The organism is Micropruina sp. (assembly GCF_047606665.1).
GTDB lineage: Bacteria > Actinomycetota > Actinomycetes > Propionibacteriales > Propionibacteriaceae > Micropruina.
Genome location: NZ_JASGEF010000045.1, coordinates 16,923 through 33,439 on the forward strand (window position 1 = coordinate 16,923; position 16,517 = coordinate 33,439).

Below are 16,517 nucleotides of genomic sequence, written 5' to 3' on the forward strand. Positions count from 1 at the left end.
TGCGTCGGCGTGGGGGTCGTCGGTTCCGTCGGACTCAACGTCGGAATTCCGGGTGGTACCACCGGTGGGTCGAGGGAGGGTGCTTCGGGAGGCACGACCGGCGGTCCCAGGGTCGGAGCGAGGTCGGGCGGGCTGATCGAGGAACTGGCGCTGGGCACGGGTTCGGAACTCGGCGGGCCGGTCTCGGACGGTCCCGGTCGTGGATCTTCCTCCGCGGGTGGCTGGGTGCTGGGTGATGTGGAGGGGGACCGCTCGGGCGTGGGATCGTCGGAGTCGCCCGTGGGATCGGACGGGCTGGACGAACTCTCGCAGGGCTGAGCGTCGTTTCCGCACGGCTGGTCGGTGGGATCGGCGAACGCGGGTGCCGCGGCCAGCAACAGGGTCGCGCTCAGCATCACTGCGGCGCCCCAAGCGGCGATACGCAGCTGTAGGCAGAGCAATTCGCTCATGTACCCCCCAAGGCTCACCCGTGTACAGAATACTCAGCAGACCACTGGCTTGTCTTTAGCGACGTACTGGTTTTCGCCGGGAAGGCCCACCAAGACCCCGATCCAGAGACCGCTGACAAGGGATGACATCAATTTCAGTCAGCGGTGAATATGTTGTCGGCTGGTCGGGCAGGGGCATTCCAGCCCCGTCTGACACGGTGGACGCCCGTGACCGAGCCTCGCCGGAAGCCGACCATTCGTGCCAGGCCTCGGCGTAGGCGTCCTCCAGTTCGGTGTCGCGCAGCCGTCTCATGACATCGCGGTACGACCAAGCAGGCAGCCGGCCATTGGTCGGATCGATGCCACCAGTTCAGCTGGCGACCTCGATGCCTTCGCGGCGGCGGATCCAGGCGATCACCCGGTAGGTGACCGGCAGGAAGATCACCTCGACCAGCACCTTGTAGACGAAGCCGACCAGTGTGTAGTTGGCCAGCGTCGGCAGATCCAGGCTGCCGCCGCCGAGGAAAGCACCGAGCGGGCCGAACGCGATCAGGCAGAAGACCAGGGTGTCGGCGAATTCCCCGACGATGGTGGAGCCGACCAGCCGCACCCACAGCCGTCCGGGCCCGAACCGTTCCCTGATCCAGACCAGCACCACCGCGTTCAGGAACTGGCCGGCCAGATAGCCGGCCAGGCTGGCCAGCACGATCCGTGGCACGAAACCCAGCACCGCGCCCCAGGCGTCGTTGTTGGGCCAGTCGGACGCCGGCGGCGCGGCCGCCACGATGGCGAAGGTGAGCGACATCAGCGCGGCCAGTACGAAGCCCGTCCAGATCGCCCGCCGGGCCTTGGCCAGCCCGTACACCTCGGCGAGGACATCGCCCAGCACGTAGGTCAGTGGAAACAGGAAGGCGCCGCCGTCGGTGATGATCGGCAGCACGGGGAAGCCGCCGATCTCGGCCGAGCCGCCGAACTCGATCAGCTTGGTCGCCGACACATTCGAGATCAGCAGCAGGCCGCAGAAGACGGCCAGCACCAGGTCGTAGGTGGGGCGCGGAGACAGGCGCGGCTCGGTCACGGGCCGGAAGCCTACAGCGGTCCGCCGACATCGATTGTGTACGGGTTGCCCGTCGTTCTCGCCCACGGTGAGGCGAGGTGGCAGGCTAAGGACATGACCGACTTCGACCCGACGATGCCCGACGAGTCCGAACAGCTCGACCAGCTTCAGCCCGACGATTCGCTGATCGATCGCGGCGTCGCCGACGTGCTGGACGAGGGCTATGTGGCGCCTGAGAAATGGTCGCCGGCGCAGGGCTACGGCAACACTCGTGCCGAGATGCGACAGGGCGAGACGCTCGAGCAGCGGATCGCGCAGGAGGAGCCGGACCTCACTCTCGAGGACGAGAAATGGAACGACGATCCGGCTGAGCGGCGCCAGGTCGGCAAGCGGCGTGCCGGCCGGCTGGTGGACGCCGACGGCGGCTACGGCGAGGTGGACGACGAGCCGGAGAGCGTCGGACGCGAGGTCGGCCTCGCCGGTGGCGCGGCCAGCGCCGAAGAGGCGGCGATGCACATCATCGACGACTACGAGGACGATGACGACGACTGAGCTGTACCCGGACGTCGAGCCGTACCTGGCCGGACGGCTCGACGTCGGCGACGGACACAGCCTGTATTGGGAGGAGTGCGGCAACCCGACGGGCAAGCCGGTGGTGTTCGTGCACGGCGGCCCCGGCGGCGGCTGCAGCCCGCTGCACCGCCGGTTCTTCGATCCCGCCCGGTACCGGATCGTGCTGTACGACCAGCGGGGTTGCGGACGCAGCACTCCGCACGCCAGCGCCCCGGATGCGCACCTGACCAGCAACACCACCTGGCATCTGGTCGACGACCTGGAGCGGTTGCGGACGGCGCGGCGCATCGAAGGCTGGCAGGTGTTCGGCGGATCGTGGGGCAGCACGCTGGCGCTCGCCTATGCGCAGACATACCCGGCGGTGGTGACCGAGTTGGTGTTGCGCGGCATCTTCACTCTGCGTCGCAGCGAGCTCGACTGGTATTACAACGGTGGCGCCGCCAATCTCGCGCCCGCGTGGTGGGAGCGGTTCGAGGCACCGCTGATCCGGGCGTTCGGTGTGCTGCCGGCCGGTTTCGACCGGATCGCCGGGTATCACCAGCTGCTGTTCGACCCCGATCCGGCGGTGCACGGTCCGGCCGGGGTGGCCTGGACCACCTGGGAGGCCGCGACGTCCACCCTGGAGTACTCGCAAGAGTTGGTCGACGATTTCTCCGATCCGGATTTCGCGCTGGCCTTCGCCCGGATCGAGAACCACTACTTCGTGCACGGCGGCTGGCTGACCGCGGGCCAACTGATCGCCGGTGTGGACGCCATCCGTTCCATCCCGGCGGTGATCGTCCAGGGACGCTACGACCTGCCCTGCCCGGCGGTGACCGCGTGGGATCTGCACAAGGCCTGGCCAGAAGCAGACTTCCGGCTGGTCCAGGCCGGCCACGCGGTGACCGAACCGGCGATCTTGGCCGAGCTGATCAAAGCAACCGACGCCTTCGCCTCCTGACCACGGGGACGGTTCTTTCGGTCACTCACGCCATCCTCAGGGGCGCCTCGGCGGGCACCGGTCTCGCGGCGTCCGGACCCGTCAGACATCGTCCGAGCCGGCCGATAGCCTGCGGCGGTGACCCGCACCGACACCGAGTTCGCTCCGACGATCGGCAGAGAGCTGCGACAGTCCCGGCTGGCGGTGGCGGTGCTGTTCGTCATGTCCGGGACGGTGATGGGCGGCTGGGCCGGACGAATCCCGTCCGTGCGCGAGCAACTTGGCGTCTCGGACGGCGAATGGGGCCTGATCGTCCTGGCCACGCCGGTCGGGGTGCTGCTGTCACTGCTGCTTCTCTCGACGATCATCACCCGGACCGGATCTCGGACGCCGTCCGTGGTGGGCGCGGCCGGAATGCTGGTGCTGATACCGGTCGCCGCACTGTCCACCACGCCGGCGGCGCTGATCGGCTGCCTGCTGATTCTCGGCCTGGCCCAGGGTCTGCTGTACGGGCCGATGAACGCGCTCGCCGTCGAGGTAGAGCGTCGGTACTGCCGCAGCATTCTGTCGTCGTTCCACTTCTGGTACAGCGGCGGCCAGCTGCTCGGCGGGCTATTGGGCGTACTCGCCGGAGTCTTCCGGCTGGCGCCGGCGATCCAGCTGGCGGCGTCCGGTCTGTTGCTGGCGGTGTTGTACCTGGCCACCGTCCGATTCCTGCCCGACACCCAGCGCGGGGCTCCCGAGGTTGTCGAGCCGCACGAGGCACTGACCGCGCTGCCCGGCCGGAGGCGTCCGTCCCATGGTTGGACGGCCCAAATCGTGGTGTTGGCGGCGATCGGCTTCTTGACCTCGATCAACGAGGGCGGCGCGGTGCAATGGAGCGCGCTCTACACGGTGTCGCTCGGCGGCGGGATTGCGTTGGGGTCGGTGACGATGGTCTGCTATTCGCTGGCGATCTCGGCCGTCCGGCTGGTCGGTGACCGGGTGATCGAGGCCGTCGGACGCAGGCGGTTCCTGCAACTGTCGGCGAGTGTCTCGGTGGTCGGGATGGGCACCGCGCTGCTGGTCGGGACCGCGCCCGCGGCGCTGATCGGCTTCGCCTGCGTGGGTGTCGGCAGCGGCTGCATCGTCCCGGTGGTGATGACGCTGGCCGGCAACCAGCCGTCGGTGCCGTCGGCCAAGGCGGTCGCCCTGATCAGCCTGGGGGAGTGGCCGGCGTTTCTGCTCGGCCCTCCGGTGATCGGCGGTCTGGCCGAGCTGTTCGGACTACGGTGGGGCCTCAGCGTAATCGTGCTGGGCGCCTTGTTGATCCTGGTGCTGGCAACCTTCGTTCGCGAACGCGAGACCGCGCCGGCCGGCTGAACGATCGAACGATCGAGGGACGGTCTTTCGGTCACCGGAATCTCTCAGGGCATCTCCACGATGCGATCCGCCAGCCTGCGGGTGCTCGCAACTCGTGCCGCATTCGGCTCATCCACGTTGTTGACCCAATACGCGGAATGCTCCAGGGTGTCGCCGTGGCCCAGCCGCCGCTGCACCAGACGGCGCCTCCGCTCGTCGCCGTCCAGGCGCAGGTACCAGACCTCGTCCAGTTCGGGCCGGACGTCGTCCCAGCCGTGCTCGTCGAACAGCAGGTAGTTGCCCTCGGTGACCACCAGCGGCACGTCGGGTTCGACCCGGACGGCGCTGCCGATCGACTCCTCCAGGTCGCGGTCGAAGCGCGGCGCGTACAACGGTGCGTCCTGTCTGCGCAGCCGACGCAGCAACGCCACGTAGCCGTCCACATCGAAGGTGTCCGGCGCGCCCTTGCGCTCCCGGCGTCCGAGCCGGATCAGCTCCGCATTGGCCAGATGGAAGCCGTCCATGCCCACCACCACCATCGCGCCGCCGAGCCGCTGTTGCAGCAGTGCCGACAGTGTCGACTTGCCGACGCCCGGCGGGCCGGCCAGGCCCAGCAGCCGGCGTTCGCCCGTTGCGGCAAAGTCGGACGCCCGATCGACGGCTTGAGCGAGTGAGAGGGACGGCGGACGGGTCGACACGGGCACAAGCATGGCCCAGGCGGGTCTGAATAACTGCCCCATCCTTCGGATCTGGAACGACGGGGACCGGAACAGGCCGGGCCCAGGACTGGCGGTGCGGCGGGCTAGGATTCCCCTCGTCCGATTCGAGGAGGAAGATGCGAAAAGCCGACAGCGAACCGTCCGAGCCCACCGGGGTGCGCCGGATCACCGTTCCGTCGTCGGTCGACATGGTGAATGTGCTGGGCCCGCGCGATGAGTTCCTCAGCATCCTCGAGCGTGAGTTGTCCGCCGACGTCCATGTCCGCGGCAACGAGGTCACCTTCACCGGTGATCCCGGCGATGTCATCGTGGCGGCCGAGGTGCTCACGGAGTTGATCACCATCGTCCGCACCGGTCAGGGGCTCACCGCGGACGCCGTCGAACGCGTGGTCGGAATGACCACCCTGCAAGCCGAGACGCTGCGTCCCGCCGAGGTGCTGACCCAGAACATCCTGTCCAGCCGGGGCCGCACCATCCGGCCCAAGACGCTCAACCAGAAGCGCTACGTGGACGCCATCGACGCCCACACCGTCGTCTTCGGCATCGGCCCGGCGGGCACCGGCAAGACCTACCTGGCAATGGCGAAGGCCGTCCAGGCGCTGCAGGCCAAGGAGGTCAACCGGATCATCCTGACCCGGCCCGCCATCGAAGCCGGCGAGCGGCTCGGCTTCCTGCCCGGCACGCTGACCGACAAGATCGACCCCTACCTGCGGCCGCTGTACGACGCACTGCACGACATGGTCGACCCCGAGTCGGTGCCGAGGCTGCTGACCGCCGGCACCATCGAGGTCGCACCGCTGGCATATATGCGTGGCCGGAGTCTTAACGACGCATTCATCATTCTCGATGAGGCGCAGAACACCTCGATGGAACAGATGAAGATGTTCCTGACCCGGCTCGGTTTCGGGTCGAAGATCGTGGTCACCGGCGACGTCACCCAGGTCGACCTGCCCACCGGCACCCGGTCGGGGTTGCGGATGGTGCAGGGCATCCTGGACGGCGTCGACGACATCGCGTTCTGCCGGCTGACCAACCACGATGTGGTGCGGCACAAGCTGGTCGGCCGGATCGTCGCCGCGTACGACCGTTTCGAGTCCACTCAGCATCCGTCCGCCGAGCGCAGGGAGCGCCGATGACCGTCGAGATCAACAATGAGTCCGGCGTCGAGGTCGACGAGCAGCGGCTGGTCGCGCTGGCCGTCTTCGCCCTGGACAGCCTGCGCATCCACCCGCAGGCCGAACTGTCCATCCTGCTGGTCGACACCGCCACCATGGCCGCCTACCACGAGAAATACATGGACGAGCCCGGCCCGACCGACGTGCTGAGCTTCCCGATGGACGAACTCCGCCCGCCCAAGGACGGTGAGGAGCCGCCGTTGGGCATGCTCGGCGACATCGTCTTGTGCCCCGAGGTGACCGCCGCGCAGGCGTCCGATTCGAACCGGACGCCGGAGCAGGAGGCCGACTACCTGCTGATCCACGGACTGCTGCACCTGCTCGGCTACGACCATGCCGAACCCGAGGAGAAGCAGGTGATGTTCGGCCTGAACGACCGAGTCATCGCCGCCTGGGCGGCAAGCCGCGGCTGAGCGGTCACGTCGATGACTGATCCCGTCGCTCGCACCAGGCTCGCTTTCGCCGAGCTGCCCGACCACGTCCGCGACTGGGCCGAGGGAGTTCTCGGCGCGCCGGTGGTCCGTACCCGGCCGGCGTCCGGCGGCTATTCGCCGGGGGTGGCCGAGGGTCTCTCCGCCGCAGACGGTTCGGCGATCTTCCTCAAAGCGGTGCATCCGAGCCGGAATCCCGAGTCACCGGCACTGCTGCGTGCCGAGGCGCGCACGCTGCGCGGCATGCCGTCCGGCCTGCCGATCGCCCGGCTGATCGACGCCCTGGATGAAGGGCCGGACGGGTGGGTGGCGCTCGCGTTGGAGAACGTCTCCGGACGACAGGCGCCGCTGCCGTGGTCGAACGCGACGATCCAGGCGGCCCTGGTCAGCCTGGGTGAGCTGCGCGATGCTCTCACGCCGGCTCCCGCCGCGGAGTGGGAGGACGCCGTGGACGTCCTGCGCGGCATGTTCGGTCGCTGGCAGGCGTTGGCCGATGCCGCCGACCTCGACCCCTGGCTGGCCGAGCGGCACGCGGCGCTCGTTGCGGCGTCCGAAGCCGCCCTGACCGAGATGGCCGGCGACACGCTGATTCACCTCGATTTGCGCGCCGACAACCTGATGCTGCGCGACGACGGTCGGCTGATCGTGGTGGACTGGGCTTGGGCGGCGCGCGGGCCGGCCTGGCTCGACCCGGTGTTGCTGGCCATCGAGTTCATCTCCAGCGCCGAGCCGGGTGTGGACGCCGACGCCTGGATCGCCCGGATCGCGGCCGACCACGGGATCGGCACGACGCCGATCGTGCACGCGCTGGTCGGCATCCTGGGCTTCTTCGAGCACGCCGGACGGCGACCCGATCCGCCGGGCCTTCCGACCGTCCGCGAGTTCCAGCGGTTCCAGGCCGCAGCGCTGCGCGGCTGGCTGCGGACGTCCCGGCACGCACGGGAGCTGCAGGACGGGTAGGGAAGGGCTGATCCCGTTGGTCGAGCTTGTCGAGACCTCGCTGGCAACCGGGGCTCGACAGGCTCGACCACGGGTTGCGGCATTGATCGCCGGAACCTCATGGGAGCCGCTCAGCAGGCGGGCACCAGCTCCCGCTCCCGACGGCCCAGGCTGAAGCCGACCGCGGTCAACGCCAGGCCGACCAGCGCCATCGCGACGCCGACCCAGGCCGGTGCGACGAAGCCCCAGCCGGCAGCGATCACGGCGCCGCCGAAGAAGGCGCCCAGGCTGTTGCCGACGTTCAGCGCCGAGTGGTTCAGGGCGGCGGCGATCGACTGGTTGTCCTCGGCGACGTCCATCAGCCGAGTCTGGATCGACGGCGCCAGGATCGAGCCGCAGAAGTTCAGCGCGAAGAGCAGTGCGGCGACCAGGAGGATCCACTGCGCGGCGAGCCCGATCAACACCAGCACCACGGCGGTGCCGAGGAAGGCGCCGTGCAGGGTACGGCGCAGGTCGCGGTCGGCGAGGCGTCCGCCGACCAGGTTGCCGATGGTCATCCCGATGCCGCTGATCACCAGCACCACCGGGACCGCCCAGGACGGCGCGTGCGCCACGTCGGTCACCATCGGCGCCACGTAGCTGTTGACCGCGAAGAAGCCGCCGAAGCCGATCGCGCCGATCGCCAGGGTCAGCCACACCTGACCGATCCGGAACACCCGCAACTCGGCGCGCAGGGTGCGCTCGGGGCTGCCTTCGTGCTGCGGGACGAACGCCGCGATGCAGACGGTGGCGAGCGCGAAGACCGCGGCCACGGCCATGAAAGTGACCCGCCAGCCAAAGTGCTGGCCCAGGAAGGTGCCCACCGGTACACCGACGACGTTGGCGACGGTGAGGCCGGTCAGCACGAAGGCGACGCCCTGCGCCCGGCGTCCGGGACCGAGCACGTCGGCAGCGACCAGGGCGCCGATGCCGAAGTAGGCGCCGTGCGGCAGGCCGGCCAGCAGCCGCGAGACGGCCATCCACTCGAAGCTGGGGGCGAGGAAGGTGAGCGCGTTGAAGACGGTCAGCGCCAGGGCTAGGACCCACATCACCCGGTGCCGCGGGAAGCGGGCCACCGAGCCGGCGATGGTCGGCGCGCCGATCACCACGCCGAGCGCATACAGCGAGATCAGGACGCCGGTGTGCGCGATCGCGGTGTCGGAGTTGGTGGCCCAGGCGTTCGGCAGCAGGTCGCGCGCCAGATCGGGCAGCAGGCCCATCACCACGAACTCGGTCATGCCGATGCCGAAGCTGCCGATGGCCAGGGCGAGCAGCGCGGCGGTGGCCGCCGGGCGACGGGTGGAGGAGGTCATTGCCACATTTTAGTCATACAGACTATTAAACATTGAATCAGTTCACGCCAGCACCTTCTTCCAGGCGCCCTCGTAGCTGACGGGGACGAAGCCGATAGCCTCGTTGATGTCCAGCATCGGCCGGTTCTCCTCGGCGTTGTACGTGACCACGTGTGGCGACTCCGGAGCGACCTGGCGCCAGGAGAGCAGCCCGGCGCACTTCACCAGCAGGCCCAGCCTGTGCCCGCGGTGCTCGGCGAGCACCAGGGTGTCCTCCTGATGGGTGGTCCGGGTGCGATCCTTGCCGATCACCAGTTCGTTGAAGCCGCACAGCTCGCCGGTGGTGATGTGCTGGGCGGCGGTCACCTGCACGGTCTGGCCACCGTCGAGATGGCGAGCGTCGTGGAGTGCGATCCGGGCGGCGTCCCAGGCCTCCTCGTCGAACTCGAGGTCGCCGGCCGGCACATCGGTTGACATCCGTGACTTCATCCAGGCATAGCCGTCGACGTACTCGGTCGGTGTCGGCAGCGTCCACTGCACCACCCGGTAGTCGGTGGACGCCTGCCGTGCCTCGGCGAGCAGCCGCTCGATCTGATCGAAGGAGCCGGTCAGGTCGAGTCGGCTGCACCGCTCGATCTGCTCCAGGGCGTACCCGTGCCGCAGGAAGAAGCGAGCCGCATGGTCGCGTGGGATCGATCCGAACCCGGTCGGTGGCACGAGGCGCTCGCCCGGGGCGTCCGGATGCTGTGCCCAGGACTGCAGCACCGTCCGGCCATGGGCGCGAGCGGTCTGCTCGACCAGTTGGTAGGCGGAGGTCCCGATGCCTCGGCCCCATACCTCGGGCAATAACTCGATCAGCCAGTAGGCGGATCGAGAGCCGGCTTCGAGCGGGATGTCGACGCCGATTCGTCCGACGATCGTGCCGTTGAGGACGGCGAGCCACATGTGGCGCACCTCGTAGTCGCTGGGCAGATAGTGGGGCAGCAGTGCCTCAGGCGGCTGGTGGTCGTCGTCGTGGCCGCTGATCGCGCGGTACACCCGGTTTCGTACCTCGGTCATGGTGACGAAGTCGGCGGCATCCGGTGCGTCGATGGACGCCGGAACGGTCAGGGGGCGGAACACGAGTTCCGCGATCGTTGTGTTGATGTCGGCAGTGATGGTCATGGTGGTTCTCTTTCAGGTTCACGCTCGCCGTCGTCGGTGGCGCGTTTCTCCACGGTTGTGCGATGGGCTCAACAGAGCTTGGCGTTGCGAGTGCGCTTGGGCGGAACTGCGAAAAGCCGCGAGGGCGGTGTCGAGGTCTTTTCAGTCAGGACGACGTGAAGTTCCGAACCGCAACTGGGCAGACTTCTCCCTTGACGGGGTCAGTGATCCGTGTGCCCGGGCCCGTTCTGCTGCATCGCGAGGGCGCCGGCCACCACGAAGGTGACCGCCGCGTCGAACGCGGTGGGCGTGAACCGGACGGGGTGCCTATTCATCATCGGGTGACCTCCTCTCGCATGAGAACTACCGAGAACGGTACGTCCGGACGTCCGGGTCGGTCAAGGAAATTCCGATCAGGGCGTTCGGGGGGCGTTCGGTCAGGCGCTCACGGCTTCCGGACGAGGCTCGGGGGCCGGTTTCCGCCGCAGGCTGGCCCACAGCACGCCGCCGATGACCAGGGCGCCGCCGACCAACTCCAGCGGCTCCGGGGTCTCGCCCAGTGCCAGCCAGGCGGTGGTCAGCCCCGACACCGGCACCAGCATCGAGAATGGCGCCACCCGTCCGGCCGGGTGCCGGCTCATCAGCCAGACCCAGGCGCCGGATCCGAGCACGGTGCCGATCAGCACCGTGTACGCCAGCCCGATCCAGGCGGGAATGGCCGTCGCCAAGAACGCGGTGGTCAGCGAGGTGACGATCTGCTCCGGTCCCTCGAAGACCAGGGACAGCGCGAGCATCGGCAACGGCGGCACCACCGACATCCACAGGGTGAGGTGCAGCGGATTTGGCGCGGCGGCCTGGCGGGCGGCGAGGTTGCCCAGGGCCCAGCCCAGGCCGCCGGACACCACCAGCAGGAACGGCCCCCACGACCCGCCGGTGCCGTAGGAGAGCCCGACCAGGGCCAGGCCGATCACCGCGACGACGACGCCGATCACGCTGCGCACACCGATCCGCTCCCGCAGCAGCAGCGCCCCGAGAATCACCGTGAACGGCGCCGACGACTGCAACACCAGCGAGGCCAGTCCGGTGGGGAACCCGGCCGCCATGCCGAGGTAGAGGCCGATGAACTGCAATGTGCCGAAGCCGAGTCCGTAGCCGAGCAGCCAGCGCACCGGCACCCGCGGACGAGGCACGAGCAGCAGCGCCGGCACCGCCAGCACGGCGAACCGGAGCGCGACCAGGAACAGCGGCGGGAACTGCTCCAGGGAGGCGTGGATGGCCAGGAAGTTGGCTCCCCAGACCACGGCGACGCCGATGGCGAGCAGGACGTGGCGGACGGGCACGCGATCACTCTGGCTGGGATCGAGCGTAAGGACAAGCGAGACTTTCTGGATCGAATATGTAGGCTTCCTTCATGGAAGTGCGTCACCTGCTGCTGCTCCGCGAGATCGCCGGACGTCGCACGCTGGCCGCCGTCGCGGCCGCAACGCATCGGACGCCGAGCGCGGTCTCGCAGCAACTGCGCACAGCTGAGCGGGAGCTCGGGGTGAAGCTGGTCGAGCCGGTGTCCCGTGGGCTGCGGCTCACCGCCGAAGGCCAACTGCTCGCCGACAGCGCCGACAAGGTGGCCCGGGTGCTGGCCGAGGTCGAGGCCCGGCTGGAGGCGCGGCTCGGGCAGCCCGGCGGCACGGTGTCGATCGGCACCCTGCCCAGCGCCGGGGAGGCGTTGCTGCCGCGGCTGGTCGAGCGGTTGCGCGGCTCGGCGATCACCATCGACGTGCAGGATTTCGACCTGGCCGAGGAGGGTTTCGCGACCCGCACCCTCGACCACGACCTGGTGATCGCGCACAGCACCTCCGGCGACGTGCCCTCCGGTGCGCAGGGGCTGGTCAGCCGGGTGCTGGCCTACGAACCGCTGGACGTCGCCCTGCCGTCCGGACATCCGCTGGCCGGTCGGGCCGAGCTTCGTCCCGACGACCTGGTCGGAACCAGCTGGATCGCGGTGCCGTCCGGATTTCCCTTCGACAGCGTGCTGCTCGCGGTCGAAGCGGTGACCGGACGTCCGCTGCACCGCCGACTGCGGCTGATCGACAACCGCCTGGTGGAGTCCTTCGTGGCGGCGGGGGAGGGGCTGGCGCTGCTGCCACGGTTCACCACCCGGCCGCATCCCGGCACGGTGCTGCGTCCGCTGCGTGGGGTGAACGCTCACCGCGCCCTGGTCGCGCTGGCCCGGCCCGACCACTTCGCCCGCCGCGCCGTCCGGGCGGTGGTGGAGGAGTTGGAGCAGATCGGCCGCGACCTGCGCTGACCTGCATCCTCCGGCGCGCCACCTCCTCAGCGGTGAGACGACGCCGGTGGCCACCAGCCGCCTTCGATCAGGCCGGCGTGCGGACTAACGGCCAGCCGTCCGTACAGGTACTCACCGACCGGTGGCGTCAGCCGTTCGATGGCGTGGTGCAGCAGGTCTTGGACGCGCTGCGCGGGCCAGTCCGCGGGCAGTAGTTCGGGAGGAAGCGCCGGCGCACTGTAGCGAGGCGATCCGGCGATCATGCCGGCGGCGAACATCAGCCGGAGCGCGTCTGCTCCCTCGGGACGCGGCCCGGCGGCGAATCCGTCCAGCAGTCGTTCCAACGCGGCGGCGGCGCGATGCAGGTCGGCGGCCCGGGCGGGCAGCGACCAGGCGGTTGCCGCCATCCGGCGGGCGGCGTCCGGATCGAGGCTGAGCAGCCCGGCCTCGATCATCCCGGCGGCGTCGGCAGTCGGCCGCTCGACGAACCCGGGCTCGGTGAGCCCGATCAGCAGGCCCGGCCGGGGCTGGCCGAAGCCGGCCCGCGCCGCCGCGGCCAGCAGGCGTTCCCGCCGGCCCCGCAGCCGCTCGGGGATGTCATGGACGACGACGTGGAAGGCACCGGACCACGCCGGCGGAGCGTCCCCGTGACGCAGCCTCGACCAGCGTTCCAGGTAGCCGCCGGAGAGTCGATAGACGCTGACCCGGCCCACCCTGCGGCGTTCCAGGTGGCGCTGCCGGAGCATCCGGGCGAGCAGCTGACGGGTGGTCGGCTCGCTGAAGCCGAGCACGGCCATCACCTCCACCAGGATCGGCCCGGGAACCGCGTCCGCTTGCAGGACGCCGAAGGTGAACCCGACGGCGCCGCGCGAGTGCTCGGGAGAGTCGTCCGTCCGGGCCATGGCAGGAGCCTATCGAAATATGACGCCGGCACCGGGACTCACGGCGCAGCTGTAAGGTGTTGGCATGGCTGCTGACCGCGACGACGTCCCTGCCTCCACCGTCCAGACCGGCGATTCGACGAAGCCGTCCGCCCCGCCGGCGCGGCGCTGGGACGTCCGCGAAATGGTGATCGGACTGCTGGTCTCAATGGTGTTCGACATCGGCCTGTCGATCGCCATCTTCAGTGTCGCGAAGGACCTCGGCGCCAGCGATCTGGCGGCCTACCTGTACTCGTCGGTCGGGCCGCTGGTCGGCATGGCGATCGAGTTCGTCCGGCATCGGCGGATCGACATCGTCGGCGTGGTCATCCTGGCCATCATCGCGCTGTCGCTTGCGGTGACGCTGATCGGCAGCCACGACCCGACGGTGTTGCTGCTGAAGGATTCGGCGCTCACCGGCGGGCTGGGTGTGGTGATCCTGGCCAGCCTCACGCCGCTGTTCCCGCGTCCGCTGATGTACTACCTGGGCCGCAAATTCGGCACCGACGGCACCGCAGCAGGCGCCGCCTGGTGGGCGTCGCTGTGGCAGTACCCGAGCTTCCGGCGCTCGCAGCGGGTGATCACCGGCGCTTGGGGAGCGGGCTATCTCGGCGAGGCGATCGCCAAGGTGGCCTGGGTGCTGACCCTGCCGTTCGACACCGCCTACCTGCTCAACCAGGTGGTGCCGCTGGTGATCACCGTCGTTCTGATGGCCTGGACGATGTGGTACGCGGCCCGCACCCGGCGAGCCGGGACCCGAGTGTCGGCTCCGGCTCGGCTGCCGTAGACTGTCGCCTCGATTCCCCGGTGCGAAACGAGTGATGGAACCCTGTTGACCGACCTCGAATGGTTCGAGCTGGCTGTCGCAGCCGCCTGTGTGTTGTTGGCTGCTCTGCTGGTCACCGCCGAAGCTGCGCTGCAGTCCTTCTCCAAGAGCCGTGCCCACCGCCTTTTGGACGAGGGCCGCGGCGGCGCCAAAGAACTGGTGCACATCACCGAGGATCCGGCGCCCACCCTGAACACCCTGTTGTTCGTCCGCATCCTCGCCGAGACCGTCGCGGTGGTGATGGTGTCGCTGTTCGTCTTCGGCCGCTTCGAAGCGACCTGGGAGCGGCTGCTCTACTCGGTCGCGATCATGGTGGTGATCTCGTTCATCCTGCTCGGCGTCGCCCCGCGCACCCTGGGCCGGCAGCACGCCGACGCCGTGGCACTGGCCGCCGCCCGTCCGGTCTCGCTGGTGACCACGGTGCTGGGCCCGATCCCGCAGGTGATGATCCTGATCGGCAACGCGCTGACTCCTGGCAAGGGATTCGCCGACGGTCCGTTCAGTTCCGAGGCCGAACTGCGTGAGCTGGTCGACTTCGCCGAGGCGTCCGACATGATCGAGGCCGACGAGCGGAAGATGATCCACTCCGTCTTCGACCTGGGCGACACCATCGTCAAGGAAGTCATGGTGCCGCGCACCCAGATGGTCTACATCGAGCGGACGAAAACTCTCCGACAAGCCATGTCACTGGCACTGCGGTCGGGTTTCAGCCGGATTCCGGTGATCGGCGAGGACGTCGACGACGTCTGCGGCGTGCTCTACCTGAAGGACGCCATCCGCCGGATGTACGACAATCCGAGGGCCCAGGTCACCGAGCTGGTGGAGTCGCTGATGCGCCAGCCGACGTTCTGCCCCGACTCCAAGCCGGTGGACCAGCTGCTGCGCGAGATGCAGCTGACCCGCTCGCACGTGGTGATCGTGGTGGACGAGTTCGGCGGCACCGCGGGCCTGGCCACCATCGAGGACATCCTGGAGGAGATCGTCGGCGAGATCGTCGACGAGTACGACCAGGAGGTGCCGCCGTCGGTCGAGATCGGGCCGAACCGGTTCCGGATCTCGTCGCGGCTCAGCGTCGACGACCTCGGTGAACTGTTCGGGCTGAAGCTCGACGACGACGACGTGGACACGGTGCTCGGCCTGATGGGCAAGGAGCTGAACAAGGTGCCGATCCCCGGCTCGGTGGTGACCTGGGAGGGCATCCAGCTGGTCGCCGAACGCGGCATCGGACGCCGCAACAGCATCCTCACCGTGCTCGCCTCGCTGGTCGAGGAGCCGGCGGCGGATCCGGCCGAGGGCGGGGTGGACGCCGCGGCCAAGCTGGCGTCCGAGTCGGCGAAGCGGGCCAGCTGATGCATCGCTCCGGATTCGCCTGTTTCGTCGGACGTCCCAACGCCGGCAAATCGACACTGACCAACGCGATCGTCGGGCAGAAGGTGGCGATCGCGTCGTCGCGTCCGCAGACCACCCGGCACGCCGTCCGGGGCATCGTGACTCGGCCGGACGCCCAGCTGGTGATCATCGACACCCCCGGCCTGCACAGGCCCCGCACCCTGCTCGGCGAGCGGCTGAACGACCTGGTCTACGCGACCTGGTCGGAGGTGGACGCGATCGGCGTCTGCCTGCCCGCCGACCAGCGGATCGGTCCGGGCGACGAGTTCCTGGTCGGTGAGATCGCCAAGCTGCCGAAGCGTCCGGTGCTGGTGGCGCTGGCCACTAAGTCCGACCTGGTCGGCAAGCAGCGGATGGCCGAACACCTGCTGAAGATCGCCTCGCTGGAAGGGAAGCTCGGCGTCCGGTGGGCCGAGGTGGTCCCGGTCAGCGCCGTCACCGACGACCAGGTCGACCTGGTCACCGACGTGCTGATCGAGCAGCTTCCCGAGGGGCCCGCCTACTATCCCGACGGCGAGGTCACCGACGAGCCAACCGAGACCCTGATCGCCGAGCTGATCCGCGAGGCGGCGCTGGAGAAGATGCACGAGGAGCTGCCGCACTCGATTACCGTCACCGTGGACGAGATGGGCCTGCGCGAGGGACGCCCCGAACATAGACCTCTACTGGACGTCTATGCCTCGCTGATCGTCGAGCGCGACTCGCAGAAGGGCATCGTGATCGGCCACCGCGGCTCCGTGCTACGCGATATCGGGTCCGCCGCCCGCACGCAGTTGACCGCACTGCTCGGGACGCCCGTCCACCTCGACCTGAAGGTGAAGGTCCTCAAAGACTGGCAGCGCAATGCCAAGCACCTCAACCGACTCGGCTTCTGAGCCGGGCCACGGATTTCTAGATCTGCTAGAAACTTGTAGGCGGGTGTGACTCTTGATTGTGTCGTGTGGGTGTTTGGCGTTGTGATCTCTCTAGTCTGGGATACATAGTGGTCCAGATTTCGAGGAGGGATGATGGTGGTCGTGTTTGAGCAGTGGAGTGCTGCCGA

At 68.8% G+C, this 16,517-nt stretch carries 16 protein-coding genes; 10 read left to right on the forward strand and 6 right to left on the reverse strand.

Going from position 1 to position 16,517, the window contains the following annotated elements; genetic code table 11:
- Nucleotides 1–798: 798 nt before the first annotated feature.
- Entirely contained in the window at nt 799–1,506 is a 708-nt protein-coding gene (locus QM619_RS10900; RefSeq protein WP_415108152.1) for a queuosine precursor transporter, read from the reverse strand.
- Between the two features lie 93 nt (nt 1,507–1,599).
- Here QM619_RS10900 and QM619_RS10905 point away from each other — a divergent pair, with 93 nt between their 5' ends.
- The 3 genes from QM619_RS10905 (at nt 1,600) to QM619_RS10915 (ending at nt 4,339) form a co-directional block, all read left to right on the forward strand.
- Nucleotides 1,600–2,037, forward strand: coding sequence for a DUF5709 domain-containing protein (locus QM619_RS10905; protein ID WP_415108155.1), 438 nt, complete (start codon nt 1,600–1,602; stop codon nt 2,035–2,037).
- The gene (pip, locus tag QM619_RS10910; protein WP_415108158.1) at nt 2,024–2,998 is read left to right on the forward strand and encodes a prolyl aminopeptidase; all 975 of its coding nucleotides are present in this window, start codon (nt 2,024–2,026) and stop codon (nt 2,996–2,998) included. Before QM619_RS10905 ends, pip begins: the two co-directional genes overlap by 14 nt.
- A gap of 117 nt (nt 2,999–3,115) precedes the next feature.
- Nucleotides 3,116–4,339, forward strand: a complete 1,224-nt coding sequence (locus QM619_RS10915) for an MFS transporter (protein WP_415108161.1) — start codon at nt 3,116–3,118, stop codon at nt 4,337–4,339.
- A gap of 44 nt (nt 4,340–4,383) precedes the next feature.
- On the opposite strand, the gene QM619_RS10920 is transcribed toward QM619_RS10915, so the two are convergent.
- Complete coding sequence (locus tag QM619_RS10920; protein WP_415108165.1) at nt 4,384–5,016, reverse strand: nucleoside/nucleotide kinase family protein; 633 nt, start codon at nt 5,014–5,016, stop codon at nt 4,384–4,386.
- Nucleotides 5,017–5,153: 137 nt separating this feature from the next.
- On the opposite strand from QM619_RS10920, the gene QM619_RS10925 reads away from it, so the two are divergent.
- Genes QM619_RS10925 through QM619_RS10935 form a run of 3 tightly spaced genes read left to right on the forward strand, consistent with a single transcriptional unit; the run spans nt 5,154 to nt 7,603 of the window.
- Nucleotides 5,154–6,173: a PhoH family protein gene (locus tag QM619_RS10925; RefSeq protein ID WP_415108168.1), complete on the forward strand. Its 1,020-nt coding sequence runs from the start codon at nt 5,154–5,156 to the stop codon at nt 6,171–6,173.
- Nucleotides 6,170–6,625 (forward strand): rRNA maturation RNase YbeY, encoded by a 456-nt coding sequence (ybeY, locus tag QM619_RS10930; protein ID WP_415108171.1) that lies wholly within the window; start codon nt 6,170–6,172, stop codon nt 6,623–6,625. The genes QM619_RS10925 and ybeY overlap by 4 nt, the downstream gene beginning before the upstream one ends.
- Before the next feature lie 12 nt (nt 6,626–6,637).
- Nucleotides 6,638–7,603 carry a phosphotransferase gene (locus tag QM619_RS10935; RefSeq protein ID WP_415108174.1) on the forward strand — a complete coding sequence of 322 codons (966 nt, stop codon included), beginning with the start codon at nt 6,638–6,640 and terminating at the stop codon, nt 7,601–7,603.
- Nucleotides 7,604–7,713: 110 nt separating this feature from the next.
- On the opposite strand, the gene QM619_RS10940 is transcribed toward QM619_RS10935, so the two are convergent.
- From QM619_RS10940 to QM619_RS10950, 3 genes are all read right to left on the reverse strand, one after another.
- A complete protein-coding gene (locus QM619_RS10940; protein WP_415108177.1) occupies nt 7,714–8,934 on the reverse strand; it encodes an MFS transporter in 1,221 nt (406 codons plus the stop codon).
- Nucleotides 8,935–8,976: 42 nt separating this feature from the next.
- Complete coding sequence (locus tag QM619_RS10945) at nt 8,977–10,077, reverse strand: GNAT family N-acetyltransferase (RefSeq protein ID WP_415108180.1); 1,101 nt, start codon at nt 10,075–10,077, stop codon at nt 8,977–8,979.
- Between the two features lie 416 nt (nt 10,078–10,493).
- Nucleotides 10,494–11,396 (reverse strand): EamA family transporter, encoded by a 903-nt coding sequence (locus QM619_RS10950; protein WP_415108181.1) that lies wholly within the window; start codon nt 11,394–11,396, stop codon nt 10,494–10,496.
- Between the two features lie 71 nt (nt 11,397–11,467).
- Here QM619_RS10950 and QM619_RS10955 point away from each other — a divergent pair, with 71 nt between their 5' ends.
- Nucleotides 11,468–12,361, forward strand: coding sequence for a LysR family transcriptional regulator (locus QM619_RS10955; RefSeq protein WP_415108184.1), 894 nt, complete (start codon nt 11,468–11,470; stop codon nt 12,359–12,361).
- 26 nt (nt 12,362–12,387) lie between these two features.
- Here the strand turns inward: QM619_RS10955 and QM619_RS10960 are convergent, their stop codons facing one another.
- Nucleotides 12,388–13,242 (reverse strand): hypothetical protein, encoded by an 855-nt coding sequence (locus QM619_RS10960; protein ID WP_415108187.1) that lies wholly within the window; start codon nt 13,240–13,242, stop codon nt 12,388–12,390.
- Between the two features lie 64 nt (nt 13,243–13,306).
- On the opposite strand from QM619_RS10960, the gene QM619_RS10965 reads away from it, so the two are divergent.
- From QM619_RS10965 to era, 3 genes are read left to right on the forward strand one after another with little or no spacing between them, the layout of a single operon-like run.
- The gene (locus QM619_RS10965) at nt 13,307–14,047 is read left to right on the forward strand and encodes a VC0807 family protein (RefSeq protein WP_415108190.1); all 741 of its coding nucleotides are present in this window, start codon (nt 13,307–13,309) and stop codon (nt 14,045–14,047) included.
- A gap of 45 nt (nt 14,048–14,092) precedes the next feature.
- Entirely contained in the window at nt 14,093–15,436 is a 1,344-nt protein-coding gene (locus QM619_RS10970; RefSeq protein ID WP_415108193.1) for a hemolysin family protein, read from the forward strand.
- A complete protein-coding gene (era, locus tag QM619_RS10975) occupies nt 15,436–16,350 on the forward strand; it encodes a GTPase Era (protein WP_415108196.1) in 915 nt (304 codons plus the stop codon). The genes QM619_RS10970 and era overlap by 1 nt, the downstream gene beginning before the upstream one ends.
- Nucleotides 16,351–16,517: the final 167 nt, after the last annotated feature.